The 18702-nt window shown below is 59.8% G+C and carries 20 protein-coding genes and 1 pseudogene; 10 read left to right on the top strand and 11 right to left on the bottom strand.

All coding sequences use genetic code 11. The features are described from left to right. Positions 1-138 precede the first annotated feature (138 nt). The 4 genes from AD669_RS01320 to ntrC all read left to right on the top strand — a co-directional run bounded on the left by AD669_RS01320 (position 139) and on the right by ntrC (position 4021). Positions 139-651 (top strand): DUF4124 domain-containing protein, encoded by a 513-nt coding sequence (locus tag AD669_RS01320; protein ID WP_053116602.1) that lies wholly within the window; start codon positions 139-141, stop codon positions 649-651. Then, positions 648-1271, top strand: coding sequence for a DUF4124 domain-containing protein (locus AD669_RS01315; RefSeq protein ID WP_053116601.1), 624 nt, complete (start codon positions 648-650; stop codon positions 1269-1271). Before AD669_RS01320 ends, AD669_RS01315 begins: the two co-directional genes overlap by 4 nt. 231 nt (positions 1272-1502) lie before the next feature. Beyond that, complete coding sequence (gene glnL / locus AD669_RS01310; protein WP_053116600.1) at positions 1503-2588, top strand: nitrogen regulation protein NR(II); 1086 nt, start codon at positions 1503-1505, stop codon at positions 2586-2588. Then, positions 2585-4021, top strand: coding sequence for a nitrogen regulation protein NR(I) (gene ntrC, locus AD669_RS01305; RefSeq protein ID WP_053116599.1), 1437 nt, complete (start codon positions 2585-2587; stop codon positions 4019-4021). Before glnL ends, ntrC begins: the two co-directional genes overlap by 4 nt. Before the next feature lie 520 nt (positions 4022-4541). On the opposite strand, the gene AD669_RS01300 is transcribed toward ntrC, so the two are convergent. Further along, a complete protein-coding gene (locus AD669_RS01300; protein WP_053116598.1) occupies positions 4542-4979 on the bottom strand; it encodes a hypothetical protein in 438 nt (145 codons plus the stop codon). On the opposite strand from AD669_RS01300, the gene AD669_RS01295 reads away from it, so the two are divergent. Further along, complete coding sequence (locus AD669_RS01295) at positions 4978-5433, top strand: tRNA (cytidine(34)-2'-O)-methyltransferase (protein ID WP_053116597.1); 456 nt, start codon at positions 4978-4980, stop codon at positions 5431-5433. The two genes, AD669_RS01300 and AD669_RS01295, sit on opposite strands and share 2 nt — an antisense overlap. Before the next feature lie 183 nt (positions 5434-5616). On the opposite strand, the gene secB is transcribed toward AD669_RS01295, so the two are convergent. Genes secB through AD669_RS01280 form a run of 3 tightly spaced genes read right to left on the bottom strand, consistent with a single transcriptional unit; the run spans position 5617 to position 6828 of the window. After that, positions 5617-6102 (bottom strand): protein-export chaperone SecB, encoded by a 486-nt coding sequence (gene secB, locus AD669_RS01290; protein WP_016772114.1) that lies wholly within the window; start codon positions 6100-6102, stop codon positions 5617-5619. A gap of 57 nt (positions 6103-6159) precedes the next feature. Further along, positions 6160-6414, bottom strand: a complete 255-nt coding sequence (gene grxC, locus AD669_RS01285; RefSeq protein WP_007909231.1) for a glutaredoxin 3 — start codon at positions 6412-6414, stop codon at positions 6160-6162. Further along, on the bottom strand, positions 6415-6828 hold the full coding sequence (locus AD669_RS01280; protein ID WP_053116596.1) for a rhodanese-like domain-containing protein: 414 nt from the start codon (positions 6826-6828) through the stop codon (positions 6415-6417). Positions 6829-6981: 153 nt separating this feature from the next. On the opposite strand from AD669_RS01280, the gene gpmI reads away from it, so the two are divergent. From gpmI to AD669_RS01260, 4 genes are all read left to right on the top strand, one after another. Then, positions 6982-8511: a 2,3-bisphosphoglycerate-independent phosphoglycerate mutase gene (gene gpmI, locus AD669_RS01275; RefSeq protein WP_053116595.1), complete on the top strand. Its 1530-nt coding sequence runs from the start codon at positions 6982-6984 to the stop codon at positions 8509-8511. 241 nt (positions 8512-8752) lie between these two features. Next, positions 8753-10039, top strand: coding sequence for a murein hydrolase activator EnvC (locus AD669_RS01270; RefSeq protein WP_053116594.1), 1287 nt, complete (start codon positions 8753-8755; stop codon positions 10037-10039). 34 nt (positions 10040-10073) lie between these two features. After that, entirely contained in the window at positions 10074-11393 is a 1320-nt protein-coding gene (locus AD669_RS01265) for a S41 family peptidase (protein ID WP_053116593.1), read from the top strand. Between the two features lie 2 nt (positions 11394-11395). Then, positions 11396-12172, top strand: a complete 777-nt coding sequence (locus AD669_RS01260) for a divergent polysaccharide deacetylase family protein (RefSeq protein WP_053116592.1) — start codon at positions 11396-11398, stop codon at positions 12170-12172. An 84-nt stretch (positions 12173-12256) separates the two neighbouring features. Here AD669_RS01260 and AD669_RS01255 read toward each other — a convergent pair whose 3' ends face one another. The 7 genes from AD669_RS01255 to AD669_RS01225 all read right to left on the bottom strand — a co-directional run bounded on the left by AD669_RS01255 (position 12257) and on the right by AD669_RS01225 (position 18237). Continuing rightward, on the bottom strand, positions 12257-13012 hold the full coding sequence (locus tag AD669_RS01255; protein ID WP_053116591.1) for an ABC transporter substrate-binding protein: 756 nt from the start codon (positions 13010-13012) through the stop codon (positions 12257-12259). Between the two features lie 82 nt (positions 13013-13094). Continuing rightward, positions 13095-13865 (bottom strand): imidazole glycerol phosphate synthase subunit HisF, encoded by a 771-nt coding sequence (gene hisF / locus AD669_RS01250; protein WP_053116590.1) that lies wholly within the window; start codon positions 13863-13865, stop codon positions 13095-13097. A gap of 90 nt (positions 13866-13955) precedes the next feature. Further along, on the bottom strand, positions 13956-14705 hold the full coding sequence (gene hisA, locus AD669_RS01245) for a 1-(5-phosphoribosyl)-5-[(5-phosphoribosylamino)methylideneamino]imidazole-4-carboxamide isomerase (RefSeq protein WP_053116589.1): 750 nt from the start codon (positions 14703-14705) through the stop codon (positions 13956-13958). A gap of 101 nt (positions 14706-14806) precedes the next feature. Then, positions 14807-15067 (bottom strand): DUF2164 domain-containing protein, encoded by a 261-nt coding sequence (locus AD669_RS01240; RefSeq protein ID WP_053116588.1) that lies wholly within the window; start codon positions 15065-15067, stop codon positions 14807-14809. Continuing rightward, a complete protein-coding gene (gene hisH / locus AD669_RS01235) occupies positions 15068-15706 on the bottom strand; it encodes an imidazole glycerol phosphate synthase subunit HisH (RefSeq protein WP_053116587.1) in 639 nt (212 codons plus the stop codon). Next, positions 15706-16299, bottom strand: coding sequence for an imidazoleglycerol-phosphate dehydratase HisB (gene hisB / locus AD669_RS01230; protein ID WP_042557195.1), 594 nt, complete (start codon positions 16297-16299; stop codon positions 15706-15708). Before hisB ends, hisH begins: the two co-directional genes overlap by 1 nt. Positions 16300-16572: 273 nt before the next feature. After that, positions 16573-18237, bottom strand: a complete 1665-nt coding sequence (locus tag AD669_RS01225) for an OFA family MFS transporter (protein WP_053116586.1) — start codon at positions 18235-18237, stop codon at positions 16573-16575. Positions 18238-18543: 306 nt separating this feature from the next. Between AD669_RS01225 and AD669_RS28685 the strand changes: the two are divergent. Further along, a pseudogene (locus AD669_RS28685) lies at positions 18544-18684 on the top strand (aspartate 1-decarboxylase autocleavage activator PanM); the annotation flags it as partial. Between the last annotated feature and the right edge of the window lie 18 nt (positions 18685-18702).

The raw sequence follows: 18702 nt of genomic DNA, 5'->3' as shown, positions 1-18702 counted from the left end.
CCTACATCGATCCCTGTAGGAGCTGCCGAAGGCTGCGATCTTTTGACTTTGCTTTTCAATTCCAATTGTTAACAGCTTGGGCCTCTCGCCCACCCTGACCTATGCTGCACCCCATCGCTTTCAATCCCGGTCGATTTCATGGGTCGCACCTTTCTCTATATTCTATTGTTGATCGCCCTGCCCGCCGCCGCGCAGATCTACAAGTACACCGATGCCAACGGCAACACCGTCTACAGCGATCACTCGCCGGACGGCGTACAGGCGCAGCCCGTGGAGTTGCCGCCGCTCAATCGCGTCGAGCCGCAAGCGCCGAGCGCACCCCCTGCGCCCGTCAGCGACAACCGCGAACCTCAGCGCAACGCCTACGACATCCTCGAACTCGCCGGGCTGCCCACCGAAGAAGCCCTGCGCGCGAACAACGGCACCTTCACCGTCAACGTGCTGATCAAGCCGCGTCTGCAACCGCCGCATCAACTGAGGCTGGTACTCGATGACGAACCCTACGGTCAGCCAAGCAATGTGCCGATCCTGCAATTGGTCAACGTCGATCGCGGCGAGCATCGTCTCGCCGTGCAGGTCATCGACGGTCAGACGATCATTCAACAGAGCCCGCCAGTCGCTCTCAGCGTACAGCGGGTGCACACGCCATGATCCGCGCATGGCTGATCGTCGCGATGGTGCTGGTGACACTGCAGGCCTCAGCCGAGGTGTTCACTTACATTGATGCCCAGGGCAATCGCGTCTACACCGATCAACCGCGCAGCAACGCCAAGCGCGTACCGATCGCGACCAGCAATCGCATGTCCGCCAACCCCACCGCCGCTGCACCGATCACCACCGCGAAAAAATCACCGGAGCAACCGCCCTTCCACTACGACATGCTGCGCATTCTGGTGCCCGAACCCGATGCGACGATTCGCAGCAGCGCCGGCGAAATCATCGTCAGCGTCACCAGCGAACCCGGCCTGCAACGTGGTCACCGCTATCGCCTATTACTGGACGGCCAGGCCACCGGCGAACCCGGCCTGAGCCCTGTGTTCCCGCTGAACAACATTGATCGCGGCAGCCACAATCTCTCGGTTGAAATCCTCGATTTGGAGGGCCGCACCGTCGAACGCACCGCCAACCAGCCGTTCCACATGTTGCGCATTTCCCTCGCGCAGAAGCGCCAGGTCAAACCCTGCGCCGCCGACGACTACGGCGTACGTCCGGAATGCCCTTTGAAAGACAAACCGCCCGAGCCGAAAAACCCCTTCCTGCGTTTCTTCTAACGCCGTTCAGCTTTGCGCACTATATTGGTGCAATAGCCTGCACCGTACTCACATTCCAACCCATTTTGGTTCGAAACTACCCGCGAGAGCTGGCCCAGTGCCACGTAAACGAGCGTCAAACGCCTGTTTCAGGGGTTAAGCGCTTCTTTTCAGAGCCTTGGTTTGGTTTTTGCATTTTCAGTTCACCGACGCTTGCTTGTTGCGCACGCTCCGCCCCCAAAAGAGGCTCCGATGACCATTAGCGACGCAATCCACCGTTTGCTGCTCGACAACCTGACCACCGCCACCATCCTGCTCGACGCCGAACTGCGCCTTGAGTACATGAACCCGGCGGCGGAGATGCTGCTCGCCATCAGCGGGCAGCGTAGCCATGGGCAATTCATCAGCGAGCTGTTCACTGAATCCACCGAAGCGCTGAATTCGTTGCGCCAAGCGGTAGAGCAGGCGCACCCGTTTACCAAGCGCGAAGCGATGCTCACTGCCCTCACCGGCCAGACCTTGACCGTGGATTATGCGGTTACGCCGATCCTCAGTAACGGCGCGACCATGCTCCTGCTGGAAGTGCATCCGCGTGATCGCTTGCTGCGGATCACCAAGGAAGAGGCGCAAATTTCCAAACAGGAAACCAGCAAAATGCTGGTGCGCGGCCTCGCCCACGAGATCAAGAACCCGCTGGGCGGCATCCGTGGCGCCGCGCAGTTGCTCGCCCGCGAACTGCCGGAAGAAAGCCTGCGCGATTACACCAACGTGATCATTGAAGAGGCCGATCGCCTGCGCAATCTGGTCGACCGCATGCTCGGCTCGAACAAGTTGCCGTCGCTGGCGATGTGCAACATTCACGAAGTGCTGGAACGCGTTTGCCATCTGGTCGAAGCCGAAAGCCAGGGCTGCATCACCTTGGTGCGCGATTACGACCCAAGCATTCCCGACGTGTTGATCGACCGCGAACAAATGATTCAGGCGGTGTTGAATATCGTGCGCAATGCCATGCAGGCGATCAGCAGCCAGAACGAACTGCGCCTGGGCCGCATCAGCCTGCGCACCCGCGCCATGCGCCAGTTCACCATCGGCCACGTCCGTCATCGTCTGGTGACCAAGATCGAGATCATCGACAACGGCCCGGGGATCCCCGCGGAACTTCAAGAAACCATTTTCTTTCCCATGGTCAGCGGACGCCCGGACGGTACCGGACTCGGCCTGGCCATTACCCAGAACATCATCAGCCAGCACCAGGGCCTGATCGAGTGTGACAGCCATCCAGGCCACACCACCTTCTCGATCTTTCTGCCACTGGAACAAGGAGCCACATCGACATGAGCCGTAGTGAAACCGTGTGGATCGTCGATGACGACCGTTCTATCCGTTGGGTTCTGGAAAAGGCCTTGCAGCAGGAAGGCATGACCACCCAGAGCTTCGACAGCGCCGATGGCGTGATGAGTCGGCTGGCCCGTCAGCAGCCTGACGTGATCATTTCCGACATCCGTATGCCGGGTGCCAGCGGTCTGGATCTGTTGGCGCGGATTCGCGAGCAGCACCCACGGTTGCCGGTCATCATCATGACCGCTCACTCCGATCTGGACAGCGCTGTCGCCTCGTATCAGGGCGGCGCGTTCGAGTATTTGCCGAAGCCGTTCGACGTTGATGAAGCGGTGTCGCTGGTCAAGCGCGCCAATCAGCACGCGCAGGAACAGCAAGGCCTGGAAGTCGTTCCGGCGCTGACGCGCACCCCGGAAATCATCGGTGAAGCGCCGGCGATGCAGGAAGTGTTTCGCGCCATCGGGCGCTTGAGCCACTCCAACATCACCGTGCTGATCAACGGCGAATCCGGCACCGGTAAAGAACTGGTCGCCCACGCCCTGCACCGCCACAGCCCGCGCGCGGCCTCGCCGTTTATCGCGCTGAACATGGCGGCGATTCCCAAGGATCTGATGGAGTCCGAGCTGTTCGGCCATGAGAAAGGCGCGTTCACCGGCGCGGCGAATTTGCGTCGCGGCCGCTTTGAACAGGCTGACGGCGGCACGCTGTTCCTCGATGAAATCGGCGACATGCCGGCAGATACGCAAACCCGTTTGCTGCGGGTTCTGGCCGATGGCGAGTTCTATCGCGTTGGCGGGCATGTGCCGGTCAAGGTCGATGTGCGCATCATCGCCGCGACGCACCAGAATCTGGAAACCCTGGTGCACGCCGGCAAATTCCGTGAGGACTTGTTCCATCGACTCAACGTGATCCGCATCCACATCCCGCGCCTGTCGGATCGTCGCGAAGACATCCCGACCCTGGCCAAGCACTTCCTCAGCCGCGCCGCGCAAGAACTGGCGGTCGAACCGAAGCTGCTGAAAAGCGAGACCGAGGAATACCTGAAAAACCTGCCGTGGGGCGGCAACGTGCGTCAGCTGGAGAACACCTGCCGCTGGATCACGGTGATGGCGTCCGGGCGCGAAGTGCACATCAGCGACCTGCCGCCGGAACTGCTGAACCTGCCGCAGGATTCGGCGCCAGTGACCAATTGGGAGCAGGCGCTGCGTCAGTGGGCGGATCAGGCCTTGGCGCGCGGCCAGTCGAGTTTGCTCGACAGCGCAGTGCCGGCGTTTGAGCGGATCATGATCGAGACGGCGCTGAAGCACACGGCCGGACGTCGCCGTGATGCGGCGGTGTTGCTGGGTTGGGGGCGTAATACCCTGACACGCAAGATCAAGGAATTGGGGATGAAGGTTGATGGTGCGGATGAGGATGAGGGGGATGAGGGTTAAACCCCAAGTTCTTCGCTGAACGTCAGACCAATCGCGAGCAGGCTCACTCCTACAGTTGGAATGCGCTCCCCTGTAGGAGTGAGCCTGCTCGCGATGCTTTTGAGGCCACTGTGCACCGCATGGATGCACGATGACCCTTGATCGGGCACTGCCAGTCTTCCGAAAGACCACCTCAAAACCTTTAAAGCTCAGCCTTCAAAAAACACGAAAGCCCCGAATCCCGGGGCTTTCGCGTTTCTGCTCAGCTTTTTTGTTTCAACAAATTAAAACCTGGCACGCGCCCTGCAACACCTCTTACAGGTGATTCGTTTCACCACCCGTTTCGGGGACCTTGGTACAGGCAGGCCGGGGATTCCCCTCTTTACACCGGGCGCAGATCGCCACGCGATGCGCCCACCCTTTTGGGATCCTTGGTACAGGCAGGCCGGGGGTTCCCTCTTTACACCGGACCGACGCGTCACGCGAAGTCCACCCCGTTTTGGGAACCCTGATACAGGCAGGTCAGGGATTCCCGCTTTTATTACTCGCGGAGATGGATCTCCAGCCGCCAGCGGTCATCGACCTTGCTGCCGGCCCAGTCTCCCTGCAGCGGCCGCGCCGCCAACACCGTCAGCAACAACCCTCCGTCACTCGCTCGCGTGCGCCAGTTCACGTCCTTGCCGTTGAGCTTGAGCTGACCTTTCTGCGCTCGGCCCTCGGCCTGAAACAGCAGGGCCACGGTGCCATCGATGATCTCACCGTGCAGCTTCGGCTCGTTGTTGAACCACACCACCAAACCGCCGTCAGTCACTTCGACTTGCTGCAGCACACTGGGATCCGGCGTGGTCAGACGGCCAATCATCAAGCCGATCATCATCCCGACAATCGCCAGCGAACCGATCACTCGCGGGAATAGTTTCGAACGCCGGTCTGCTTGCGGCGTAGAATGCGCGTCATCTTTACCTTCGGAGCCGTGCATGTTTCACGTCATCCTTTTTCAACCAGAAATTCCGCCGAATACCGGCAACGTTATCAGGCTGTGCGCCAACAGCGGCTGCCACCTGCATTTGATCGAACCGCTGGGCTTCGAGATGGACGACAAGCGCTTGCGCCGTGCCGGTCTCGACTACCACGAATATGCCACGCTGCAACGCCACGCCGACCTCGCCAGTTGCCTGGAAAGCATCGGCAACCCTCGGGTGTATGCGTTCACCACCAAGGGCTCGCGGCCGTTTCATGATGCCGCGTTTGTCCCGGGTGATGCGTTCATCTTCGGCCCGGAAAGTCGTGGCTTGCCGCCGGAAGTGCTCGACGCCCTTGGGCCGGATCAGCGCCTGCGTCTGCCGATGCGTGAAGGCTGCCGTAGCCTGAACCTGTCCAACACCGTAGCGGTCGCCGTGTACGAAGCCTGGCGCCAGAACGACTTCAAGTAACACCACAAAACCGCAGTTCCTGACTCCACTGTAGGAGCTGCCGAAGGCTGCGATCTTTTGATCCTGCTTTTCAAGATCAAGATCAAAAGATCGCAGCCTGCGGCAGCTCCTACATGAGACGAGTATTTCAGCCCAAGAAAAAAGCGCCTGTTACGGCGCTTTTTTCGTTGTAGCCAGGACCGTTTATTGAACGGTTGGCGTCTCGCCGCTTTCCTGCATGCGCTGCAGTTCTTGCGCGTACAGGGCGTCGAAGTTCACCGGAGCCAGCATCAGGGCCGGGAACGAACCACGGGTGACCAGGCTGTCCAGGGTTTCGCGGGCGTACGGGAACAGGATGTTCGGGCAGAACGCACCCAGGGTGTGGCTCATCGAAGCCGCGTCGAGGTTCTTGATCAGGAAGATACCGGCCTGTTGCACTTCAGCGATGAAAGCAACTTCTTCACCGTTTTTCACGGTGACGGACAGGGTCAGCACGACTTCGTAGAAATCACCTTCCAGCGCTTTCTGACGAGTGTTCAGATCCAGACCGACCGCCGGATCCCACTGCTGGCGGAAGATCGCCGGGCTTTTCGGGGCTTCGAAGGACAGGTCGCGTACATAGATGCGCTGCAAGGAAAATTGCGGTGCGGTTTCTTCTTCGCTGGCTGCAGTGTTCTGTTGGTCAGTCATCTCAGATCCTTTCTGATCTTGGGTCTTTTAGGGAGTGCTGTACGTGGGTGCAGCCGTTCAGGCCTTGAGCAGCGCGTCGAGTTTGCCGGCGCGCTCCAGGGCAAATAAATCATCACAACCGCCGATGTGCTTGCTGCCGATCCAGATCTGCGGCACGGACGTGCGCCCCGCTTTCTGGGCCATTTCGGCGCGCACCTGCGGCTTGCCATCGACCTTGATCTCTTTGAAGGCCACGCCTTTGTTCTCGAGCAAATACTTGGCTCGGGAGCAATAAGGGCAGTAGTCGCTGGAGTAGACGATGACTTCGCTCATTTACTTCACCAGCGGCAGGTTGTCGCCTTTCCAGCTGGAGATCCCGCCGGACAGCTTGGCGGCGGTAAAGCCGGATTTCATCAGTTCGCGGGCGTGAGTGCCGGCGGTCTGGCCCAGGGCGTCGACCAGAATGATGGTCTTGGTCTTGTGCTTTTCCAGCTCGGCGGTGCGCGCAGCCAGTTTGTCCTGGGGAATGTTGATCGCGCCAACGATGTGGCCGGCAGCGAAATCCTTGGCCGGACGGATGTCCACCACCACGCCTGCGTCTTTATTGACCAGCGCAGTCAGTTCGCCGGTGCTCAGGCTTTTACCGCCGCCCTGCATCGTGTGCGCCAGCAGCAGAGCCAGCAGTACGACGAAGATACCGACAAGAATGTAGTGGTTAGTGGCAAATTCAATCAGGTGAGCAACCATCGAAGGAGGTTCCAGGGCGTTAAAATGTCGGCCAGTATACACAGCCACTATGGTCGGCCAAACCCCGTCCGGCGGTGACGCGGTCGGAACTTAGCTTTAAACTCCAACTCCCTTTTCCATCGCCCTCTTCTTTATTAGCCACGAGTGGATTCCATGACTACCACGCCTAAACCTTTGGTCCTGATGATTCTCGACGGCTTCGGTCACAGCGAAAGCCCCGAATCCAACGCCGTTTTTGCGGCGAAGAAGCCCGTCCTTGATCGCCTGTGGGCCACCGTGCCAAACGGCTTGATCTCGGGCAGCGGCATGGACGTCGGTCTGCCGGACGGCCAGATGGGCAACTCCGAAGTCGGCCACATGAACCTCGGCGCCGGCCGCGTGGTGTATCAGGACTTCACCCGCGTGACCAAGTCGATCCGCGACGGCGAATTCTTCGAGAACCCGACCATCTGCGCCGCTGTGGATAAAGCCGTGGCCGCCGGTAAAGCCGTGCACTTCATGGGTCTGCTCTCCGATGGCGGCGTGCACAGCCACCAGGATCACCTGATCGCGATGGCCGAACTGGCCTTCAAGCGCGGCGCTGAAAAAATCTACCTGCACGCTTTCCTTGATGGCCGCGATACGCCGCCGAAAAGCGCTGCGTCGTCGATCGAATTGCTCGATGCAACCTTCCAGGCACTGGGCAAGGGCCGCATCGCCAGCATTATCGGCCGTTACTTCGCAATGGATCGTGACAACCGCTGGGATCGCGTCGCTCAGGCCTACAACCTGATCGTCGACGGCAACAGCGAATTCAACGCCGCCACCGCGCAGGAAGGCCTCGACGCGGCTTACGCTCGCGGCGAGAGCGACGAATTCGTCAAAGCCACGACCATCGGTGAGCCGGTGAAAGTTGAAGACGGCGACGCTGTGGTGTTCATGAACTTCCGCGCCGACCGCGCCCGCGAGTTGACTCGCGTATTCGTCGAAGACGATTTCAAGGATTTCGAGCGCGCACGCCAGCCAAAACTGGCCGGGTTCGTCATGCTGACCCAATACGCGGCAAGCATCCCGGCACCGTCGGCATTCGCCGCGGGCAGCCTGGAAAACGTGCTCGGCGATTACTTGGCGAAGAATGGCAAAACCCAGCTGCGCATCGCTGAAACCGAGAAATACGCGCACGTGACCTTCTTCTTCTCCGGCGGTCGTGAAGAGCCGTTCCCGGGCGAAGAGCGCATTCTGATCCCGTCGCCGAAAGTCGCCACTTACGACTTGCAGCCGGAAATGAGCGCGCCGGAGGTCACCGACCGCATCGTTGAAGCCATCGAAAACCAGCGTTTCGATGTGATCGTGGTCAACTACGCCAACGGCGACATGGTCGGCCACAGCGGTGTGTTCGACGCGGCGGTGAAAGCGGTTGAATGCCTGGATACTTGCGTCGGTCGCATCGTTGAAGCACTGGAAAAGGTCGGTGGTGAAGCGCTGATCACGGCTGACCACGGCAACGTTGAAAAAATGGCCGACGAAGAAACCCACCAGGCGCACACCGCGCACACCACCGAGCCGGTGCCGTTCATTTATGTCGGCAAGCGTGATCTGAAAGTGCGTGAAGGCGGCGTGCTGGCGGATGTGGCACCGACCATGCTGAAGCTGCTGGGTCTGGAAAAACCGGCGGAGATGACCGGTACCTCCATCCTGGTCTAACCCGCCCGATCAAACACCACAAAACCCTGTGGGAGCGGGCTTGCTCGCGAATGCGGTAGATCAGTCGACTTCAATGTTGCCCGACCCACCGCATTCGCGAGCAAGCCCGCTCCCACATTGGTTTTGCGCTATTTTCAATACCGAATCTGCTCCAGTTATCACACAGCCCCAATTTGGCGTTTTTTTTGCAGCCTCGGGCGGGCATACTAGGCCGTCCCTTACCCTGGTGCCGCCCGCCCCTATGCTTCGCGTCCTGATCGCCCTTGCTCTGACCTGCCTGCTCCAACCGGCCTTCGCTGACGAGCGCGCGCAAACCCAACAGCAGTTGGACGCCACGCGTCAGGACATTGCCGAGCTGAAAAAGCTGCTGGGCAAAGTCCAGGAAGAAAAATCCGGCGTGCAGAAAGAGCTCAAGGGCACGGAAACCGAGCTGGGCAAGCTGCAGAAGCAGGTCGATGCGCTGCAGAAAGAACTGCAGAAAAGCGAATCCGAGCTGCAGCGACTCGATGCAGAGAAAAAAAAACTCCAGAGCGCGCGCACTGAACAGCAACGACTGATCGCCATTCAGGCCCGTGCGGCTTATCAGAACGGTCGGCAGGAGTACCTCAAGCTGCTGCTCAACCAGCAGAATCCCGAGAAATTCGCCCGCACCCTCACCTATTACGATTACCTGAGCCAGGCCCGCCTGGAGCAGTTGAAGAACTTCAACGAAACCCTGCGCCAACTGGCCAATGTCGAACAGGACATCGCCGCGCAACAGGCGCAATTGCTGGTGCAGAAAAGCAGCCTCGACACCCAGCGCGACGAACTGGAAAAAGTCCGCAAGGAACGTCAGCAGGTGCTCGCCAAGCTCAATGACGACGTAAAGGCCCGCGATCAGAAACTCGCCGCACGCGAGCAGGATCAGGCAGACCTGTCTAAAGTCCTTAAAACCATTGAAGAAACCCTGGCCCGTCAGGCCCGTGAGGCAGAAGAAGCGCGGCAGAAAGCGCTGATCGCCCAGCAGGAAGCGGAAAAAAAGCGCTTGCGTGAGGCGCAGGCGGAAAACACCGACGCCCCACGAAAACCCGCCAAATCGACGCCCGGCGCGCTGGTTTCCAGCAGCGGCGAGACCTTCGGTGGCGCTTTTGCTGCAACCCGGGGAAAACTTCCTTGGCCGGTTGATGGTCGACTACTGGCGCGCTTCGGTGAAAGCCGTGGCGACGACGCCCGTACCAAGTGGGATGGCGTAATGATCAGCGCCGCCGCCGGCAGCCAGGTGCATGCCGTGCACGGCGGGCGCGTGGTGTTCGCCGACTGGTTGCGTGGCGCCGGGCTGCTGGTGATCCTCGATCACGGCAACGGTTTTTTGAGTCTTTACGGCCACAACCAGACGCTGCTCAAGTCAGCGGGTGATGTGGTCAAAGCCGGTGAGTCGATTTCCACTGTCGGTAACAGTGGCGGTCAGGACACATCAGCGCTGTATTTCGCAATTCGTCAGCAGGGTCACCCGAGTGATCCGGCGCAATGGTGCCGCGCGCAAGGATAGGCGTTGAGTCACCTACATTAGGAGTTCGTTCGACATGCTGCATTTGTCCCGTCTTACCTCGCTGGCCCTGACGATCGCCCTGGTGATCGGCGCGCCTCTGGCGTTCGCCGCTCAACCGGCTCCGGCCGTCGCTCCGGCAGGCACAGCCGCGACCTCCAAGGCGCCGTTGCCGCTGGAAGAGTTGCGCACCTTTGCCGAGGTCATGGATCGGATCAAAGCCGCTTACGTCGAGCCGGTGGACGACAAGACCCTGCTGGAAAACGCGATCAAGGGCATGCTCAGCAACCTTGATCCGCACTCGGCCTACCTCGGCCCAGAGGACTTTACCGAACTGCAGGAAAGCACCAGCGGAGAGTTCGGCGGGCTGGGTATCGAAGTCGGCGCTGAAGACGGCTTCATCAAAGTCGTCTCGCCAATCGACGACACCCCGGCATCGAAGGCCGGTATTCAGGCCGGTGACTTCATCGTCAAGATCAACGGCCAGCCGACTCGCGGCCAGACCATGACCGAAGCCGTCGACAAGATGCGCGGCAAGATCGGCCAGAAAATCACCCTGACCCTGGTTCGCGATGGCGGCACGCCGTTCGACGTGACCCTGGCTCGTGCAGTGATTCAGGTGAAGAGCGTCAAGGCGCAGCTGCTGGAAACCGGCTATGCGTACATCCGCATCACCCAGTTCCAGGTCAAGACCGGCGAAGAGGTCTCCAAGGCTCTGGCCAAGCTGCGCAAGGACAACGGCAAGAAGCTCAACGGCATCATTCTCGACCTGCGTAACAACCCGGGCGGCGTGTTGCAGGCAGCGGTGGAAGTGGTCGACCACTTCATCACCAAAGGCCTGATCGTTTACACCAAGGGTCGCATCGCCAACTCCGAACTGCGCTTCTCCGCCACCGGCAAAGACGAAAGCGAAGCGGTGCCAATGGTGGTGTTGATCAACGGTGGCAGCGCCTCGGCCTCGGAAATCGTCGCCGGCGCCTTGCAGGATCAGAAACGCGCCGTGGTCATGGGCACCACCAGTTTCGGCAAGGGCTCGGTACAAACCGTGCTGCCGCTGAACAACGACCGTGCACTGAAAATCACCACCGCGCTGTACTTCACGCCGAACGGCCGCTCGATTCAGGCGCAGGGCATCGTCCCGGACATCGAAGTGCGCAAAGCGAAGATCACCAACGAGGCGGACGGCGATTACTTCAAAGAAGCCGACCTGCAAGGTCACTTGGGTAACGGCAACGGCGGCGCCGACAAACCGACCGGTTCGGGCGCCAAGCCTAAAGCCATGCCGCAGGATGATGACTACCAATTGGCCCAGGCCCTGAGCCTGCTCAAAGGGCTGAGCATTACGTCCGGCCGTTGAGGATGTCTTTGCGTTTCGTCTTCGTTCTGTTGTGCTGTCTGGCGGGTGCTGCTCACGCAGAGCCCGTCAGCCCAAAGCCTCACAAGGCCTACCTGAGTCTGATCATCGATGACCTGGGGCAAAACCTGCCCCGGGATCGCCGCGTGCTGGCCCTGCCCGGCCCGGTGACCACGGCGATCATGCCCGACACCCCGCACGCCACCGAATTTGCCCGCGAGGCCCATCGCGCCGGCAAAATCGTCATCCTGCACATGCCAATGGATCCGGCCACCGGGCCTTACGCCTGGCATCCCGAACTGCCCATCGAAGAACTGGAAAAACGCCTGAACGCCGCGTTCAAAATGGTGCCGTACACCGCCGGCATCAATAACCACATGGGCAGCCGCATGACTGCGCAACCAGTGGCGATGGCGTGGTTGATGGGCGAGTTGCAGCGCCGTCACAAGTTTTTCGTCGACAGCCGCACCAGTGCGCAAACGGTCGCCGCGCAGCAGGCGCAGAAGATCGATCTGGCGAGTGTTTCGCGGGATGTGTTTCTTGATGATGAGCGAACTGAGGCGGCGATTTACACGCAGTTGCAGACGGCGATCAGCCTGGCGCACAAGCAGGGTTCGGCGGTGACGATCGGGCATCCGTATCCGCAGACGCTGGCGGTGCTGGAGCGCGAATTGCCGAAGCTGAAGGCTCAGGGGATTGAGTGGATTGATATCCGGCAGATGATCAGTGTGCGCAGCAACAAGGCGACTGCGGCACACGGCAAGGATGGCGTGTACCGCTGAAAAGATCGCAGCCTTCGGCAGCTCCTACATTGGCAATGCATTCCTCTGTAGGAGCTGCCGAAGGCTGCGATCTTTTAACAAGCGCTACAAATACCGCCCCATGATGTCATCCACCACACCATCCTTGCGCATCTGGTCCAGCGCGGCCTGCAGCTTCTTCACGGTTTCTTCCGGCACGTCCTTGTTCAGCGCCAGATACAGTTCAGCGCTGTTGAAGCGCAGCACCGTCTTCAGCCCCGTCACCCCATCCTGTCGCGCCAGATAGCGCCCCGCCGGATCACCCGTCGCCCACAAATCAATCTGCCCGTTGACCAGCTTCTTGGCGTTGTCCTGATCGCGTAACACCACCACCGGCTTCAAGCCTTGCTTGGTCAGTGTCTCGGCAATCGCATCGCCCTTGTACGCGCCAATCTTGTATTTGCGCGCGTCCTCAAGGGTTTCGAGGGTGATCTTGCTGTCGGCCTTGGCCAACAGGATCCAGTCATCCGGGCCGATCGGGCCGACCCATTTGAAGAGTTTTTCGCGATCCGGCAGGCGCGCCATCACGAAGGCGCCGTAACCAGGATTTTCCAGGGCGAGTTTGTACACGCGCTCCCAAGGAAAGCGCAGGGTCAGGCTGTAAGTAACGCCGGCACGCTGGAACATTTCCCGAACGATGTCGGTGGCGATGCCGTTGATGTTTTCGCCTTGGGCGAAATTTTTGCCGTTCTTCGCCATGTTGTACGGCGGGAAGTTTTCGGTAAGGAGCACCAGATCGGTGTCGGGACTGGTTTCGGCGCGGGCCGTGTTGATGAGCAACAGAGAGGCGCTGGCGAGAACTAGAAGCAGGCGTTTGATCATGTTGGGCTACCGAAATCCATGGCGTGCCCAAGAGTGCCTTGGGTGCGCCATGGTGTCCACTGGCCTGTATCGATTTTGACGCTTAACGCATCGTGATGCCGCGTTTAGCCATGTAGGCCTTGGCTTCCTGCACGGTGTATTCGCCGAAGTGGAAAATACTCGCCGCCAACACAGCGCTGGCGTGGCCCTCGAGAATGCCGTCAGCCAAGTGCTGCAAATTGCCGACACCGCCGGAAGCGATCACGGGAATGCCCAGCGCATCGCTGATCGCGCGGGTCACGCCGAGATCGAAACCGTTTTTCATGCCGTCCTGATCCATGCTGGTCAGCAGGATTTCGCCGGCACCGAGGCCTTCCATTTTCTTCGCCCACTCGACGGCATCGAGGCCGGTTGGCTTGCGCCCGCCGTGGGTGAAGATCTCCCAGCGCGGGGTTTCGCCCGGCCCCGAAACCTTCTTGGCGTCGATGGCAACGACGATGCACTGCGAGCCGAAATGCTGCGCGGCTTCGCCAACGAATTCCGGGTTGAACACGGCAGCGGTGTTGATCGACACCTTGTCCGCACCGGCATTCAGCAGATTGCGAATGTCCTGCACGGTACGCACACCACCGCCGACGGTCAGCGGAATGAACACCTGGCTGGCCATGCGCTCGACGGTATGCAGCGTGGTGTCACGGCCATCGACGCTGGCGGTGATGTCGAGAAAAGTAATCTCGTCGGCACCCTGCTCGTCATAGCGACGGGCGATTTCCACCGGGTCACCGGCGTCGCGGATGTTCTCGAATTTCACACCTTTGACGACCCGGCCGTTATCCACGTCCAGGCAAGGGATGATGCGTTTGGCCAGAGCCATGCTTAATCTCCGATTAAGAGTTGCAAGCTTCAAGCTTCAAGCTGCAAGAAAGAGCGGACGCGGTCGCGCTTCTAACTTGCAGCTCGCAGCTTACAGCTTGGAGCTGGTCGCGTAGCTATCGCAGAAAGCCTGGGCTTCTGCCACATCCAGCGTGCCCTCATAAATCGCGCGACCCGTGATGGCGCCGATGATGCCCGGCGCCTTGGCGTCGAGCAGCGATTTGATGTCACCGAGATTGTGGATGCCCCCGGACGCGATCACCGGAATTTTGGTAGCGGCAGCCAGCGCAGCGGTAAACGGCACGTTGCAGCCCTGCATCATGCCGTCTTTGGCGATGTCGGTATAAACGATCGAGGAGACGCCGTCGGCTTCAAACTGCTTGGCCAGATCGATGACCTGCACGGTGCTGATTTCAGCCCAGCCATCAGTGGCGACGAAGCCGTCTTTGGCATCCAGACCAACGATGATCTTGCCCGGGAACGCGCGGCACGCTTCAGCAACGAACGCCGGATCTTTCACGGCTTTGGTGCCAATGATCACGTAGCTCACGCCAGCCTTGACGTAGTGCTCGATGGTTTCCAGCGAACGGATGCCGCCGCCGATCTGGATCGGCAGAGTCGGGTAACGCTTGGCGATCGCGGTAACCACTTCGCCGTTGACCGGCTGGCCTTCAAACGCGCCGTTCAGATCGACCAGATGCAGACGGCGGCAACCGCCCTCCACCCACTTGGCAGCCATGCTCACCGGGTCATCGGAGAACACTGTGGAATCTTCCATGCGGCCCTGGCGCAGACGTACGCAGGCACCGTCTTTAAGATCGATAGCGGGAATAATCAGCATGCTTTTTCCTTCGTCAAAAGAGCGGCAAGCTGCAAGCGACTAGCTGCGAGCATGCGGTGTACCAGTTCTTGCAGCTTGAAGCTTGCGGCTTGCAGCTGCTCCTAATTTTTTTCGAGCGCCCACAGGTCGCTTTCGATGCTTTCAAACCGCTCTTTGAGGTGGGTCTGAACATCGAAAATCGCCCTGTTGTAATAGTGCGGAGCAATTTCGCGGGTAAACAGCTCAAGAATTTCACCCGCTTCGAACGATCCCAGATCGAGTTCGAAACGGTCTTCCATGAACCGCTGAATCTTGCGATTGGCCTCGTTCTCCTGTTCGGGAGTGAGGGTCAGAATCGGCGGTTTGGTTTTCTTGGCGGCCATTTACCAGCGACCGTCCCACGCCGCGAAGTTCTGCAGCAACTGCAGGCCATGGGTATGGCTTTTCTCCGGGTGGAACTGCACGGCGAAGCGCGAGCCATCGGCCAGCGCCGCAGCGAAATCGACACCGTAATGACCGCCACCGACCACTTGCCGCGCATTGGCGGCAGCGATGTAGTAGCTGTGCACGAAGTAGAAACGCGCCATGTCCGGAATGTCATGCCACAACGGGTGGCTGACCTTCTGCTGCACTTCGTTCCAACCCATGTGCGGGACTTTCAGGTGCTCGCCGTCTTCGTGCAGGTCTTTGCCGAAGAACTTCACTGCGCCCGGAAACAGGCCGATGCAGTCAACGCCATCGTTCTCTTCGCTGCTGTCGAGCAAGGCTTGCATGCCGACACAGATGCCGAGGAACGGACGATCCTGACTGACTTCACGCACCAACGAGTCGAAACCGAGGCGACGGATCTCCGCCATGCAATCGCGAATCGCGCCAACACCGGGGAACACCACGCGGTCAGCTTCACGAATCACCGCCGCATCGCTGGTGATCAGCACTTTACCGGCACCGACGTGCTCGAGAGCCTTGGCCACCGAGTGCAGGTTGCCCATGCCGTAATCGATAACTGCAACCGTCTGCATTACAGAACGCCTTTGGTCGATGGCATTTGCCCGGCCATGCGCTCATCCAGCTCGACGGCCATGCGCAGCGCGCGGCCGAAAGCCTTGAACACGGTTTCGATCTGGTGGTGGGTGTTGGTGCCACGCAGGTTATCGATGTGCATGCTGACCAACGCATGGTTGACGAAGCCCTGGAAGAATTCCTGGAACAGGTCAACGTCGAAACCACCGACGGTGGCGCGGGTGTACGGCACGTGCATCTGCAGGCCTGGACGACCGGAGAAGTCGATGACCACGCGTGACAGCGCTTCATCGAGCGGCACGTAAGCATGACCGTAGCGACGGATGCCTTTTTTATCGCCGATGGCTTTGGCAAATGCCTGGCCGAGGGTGATACCGACGTCTTCCACCGTATGGTGGTCGTCGATATGCAGATCGCCCTTGCATTCAATATCCAGGTCGATCAACCCGTGACGGGCGATCTGATCCAGCATGTGCTCAAGAAAAGGAACACCGATATCGAATCGGGCCTTTCCGGTGCCATCAAGGTTGATCGAGGCTTTGATCTGGGTTTCCAGAGTGTCGCGCTCGACAGAAGCCTTACGTTCGGCCATCACCAGCTCCGCAAAATCATTGGGCGAAAAAGGCAGCCATTATAGGCACGCGGGGCGCAAACAGAAACACGAGAGGTGATATGGCTGACGGATAGAACGCCCGGCTGTCGCGGGTAGACATGTCCATACAAGCCATTACAGGCAACCGAAAACAAATGTGGGAGCGAGCTTGCTCGCGAAAGCGGTAGTTCAGCCAACACTGATGTCGACTGACACTCCGTCTTCGCGAGCAAGCTCGCTCCCACAGGTTCGGTGTTTTATCCAGCTAACACCTTAGTGAAACAGTACCGCCGTTTTCTGCAGGGTTACCCACACACCCCACGCCAACGGAATACCCACGGCCAACCACGCAGCAATCGCCAGCGGCTTGCTGCCCGGCGCGGCTTTCCACTCCAGAACCGTGCTGGCATCAGCACCTTTGTCGTGACCCAGCGCCTGTTCGGCGGCCAGTTCAGCGTCGGTCATGAAGTACTTGTCGGCCACCGGACGAACCAGCATGTTGCACAGGAAGCCCAACACCAGCAGGCCGGCGAGGATGTACAAGGTGATGTCGTAAGCGGCAGCGCGTTCAACGCCGATGCTCAGCTGATATTCACGCAGGTAGTTCACCAGCACCGGGCCGAGCACACCAGCCGCCGCCCAGGCCGTCAGCAGACGACCGTGGATCGCGCCAACCATTTGCGTACCGAACAGGTCAGCCAGATACGCTGGAACCGTCGCGAAACCACCGCCGTACATCGACAGAATGATGCAGAACGCCGCCACGAACAGCGCAACGTTGCCCAAATGACCCATGTTCGGAATCAGCGCGTACAGGGCAAAACCCAGGGCGAAGAACACGAAGTAGGTATTTTTGCGGCCCAGGTAGTCCGAGAACGAAGCCCAGAAGAAACGACCACCGATGTTGAACAGGCTCAGCAAACCGGTGAAGCCTGCTGCGATCGCAGCGATCGAAGCCAACTGCCCAGCATCGAGCTGACCAAACGGCACGTCAACGCCCAGCAGCTTGCCGCCGAACACTTCCTGCAACAGTGGCGACGCCATGCCGAGGATGCCGATACCGGCAGAAACGTTCAGGCACAGTACCAGCCAGACCAGACGGAATTGCGGGGTTTTCCACGCCACATTCACGTGCACGTGACGATTGGTGATCATCGCGTTCGCGGCTTTCTTCGCCGGCGCAGTCCAGCCTTCAGGTTTCCAGCCGGTTGGCGGCACGCGGTACGACAGAGCGCCACCGATCATGAACACAAAGTAGATCGCGGCCATGGCCACGAAGCTCTGCCAGACGCCAACACCTTCAGCCGAGCCGAAGTGGCTCATCAGCGCAGTCGCCAACGGTGCACCGACCATCGCGCCGCCACCGAAGCCCATGATTGCCATGCCGGTCGCCATGCCGCGCTTGTCCGGGAACCACTTGATCAGGGTCGAGACCGGCGAGATGTAGCCCAGACCGAGACCGATACCGCCGATCACGCCCGAGCCAATCCACATCAGCCAGATCTGGTGGGTATAAATACCCAGCGCCGAAATCAGCAGACCGCCGCACCAGCACAGTGCCGACACCACGCCAGCCTTACGCGGCCCTGCGTGCTCCAGCCAGCCACCCCAGATCGCTGCCGAGCAACCGAGGAAGATGAAGAACAGCGTGTAGATCCAGCCGAGCATGGAGATCGGCCAGTCGCATTGCGACGAAAACACTTGTGCGATGAAGCTCATGTCCGGCGCGCAAGTCACTGGCGCGGTGACGCCCAGCGCCTTGGACAGCGGCAACCAGAAGACCGAGAAGCCGTAGGCCATGCCGATGCACAAGTGGATGGCCAACGCGGCCGGTGGAACCAGCCAGCGGTTGAAACCGGGCTTGGCGATGATGCGCTCCTTGGACAGGAACGCAGGCTGGGCGGCGCTGAGGCCGTCCGCCGTAATGCTCGTGCTCATTGTGTATCCCCCAATTATTAGTATGGTTCGCCAGCCACTGTTCACCCTCGGCCTTATGCACGCAGGCATGACCGTTTTTTGGGTGAAGCTCCTTGAAGGCGCGACGTTAAGTCGCAGAGGGACGGACGAACGGGGCGAAGGTTACCATTTGCAGGTGACAGAAAAACCAAACTGATATCACCTTTTTCATGTCATCTGATCTCTACACCTGTGTAGGAGCTGCCGAAGGCCGCGATCTTTTGATCCTGTTTATGAAAAACATCAAAAGATCGCAGCGTTCCGCAGCTCCTACACGGGGCGATTTTTGCTGAACGACGGGTGAACCAAGCGCAGAAAATGGCGTCGCAAGCGGGGGCCGAACTGCGCCTGCTGGCACCTGCCGGACATCCTGAAGCTCTGGCCATCGCGGCGAAGTTGCACGTGCCATCCGAGGTACTGGCAACATGACGCCACACCGAACCGGGC

Origin of the sequence: Pseudomonas sp. P1.31, assembly GCF_001269815.1 — a bacterium.
Classification (GTDB): Bacteria; Pseudomonadota; Gammaproteobacteria; order Pseudomonadales; family Pseudomonadaceae; genus Aquipseudomonas; species Aquipseudomonas rustica.
This window is presented reverse-complemented; position numbering and strand designations above follow the sequence as displayed.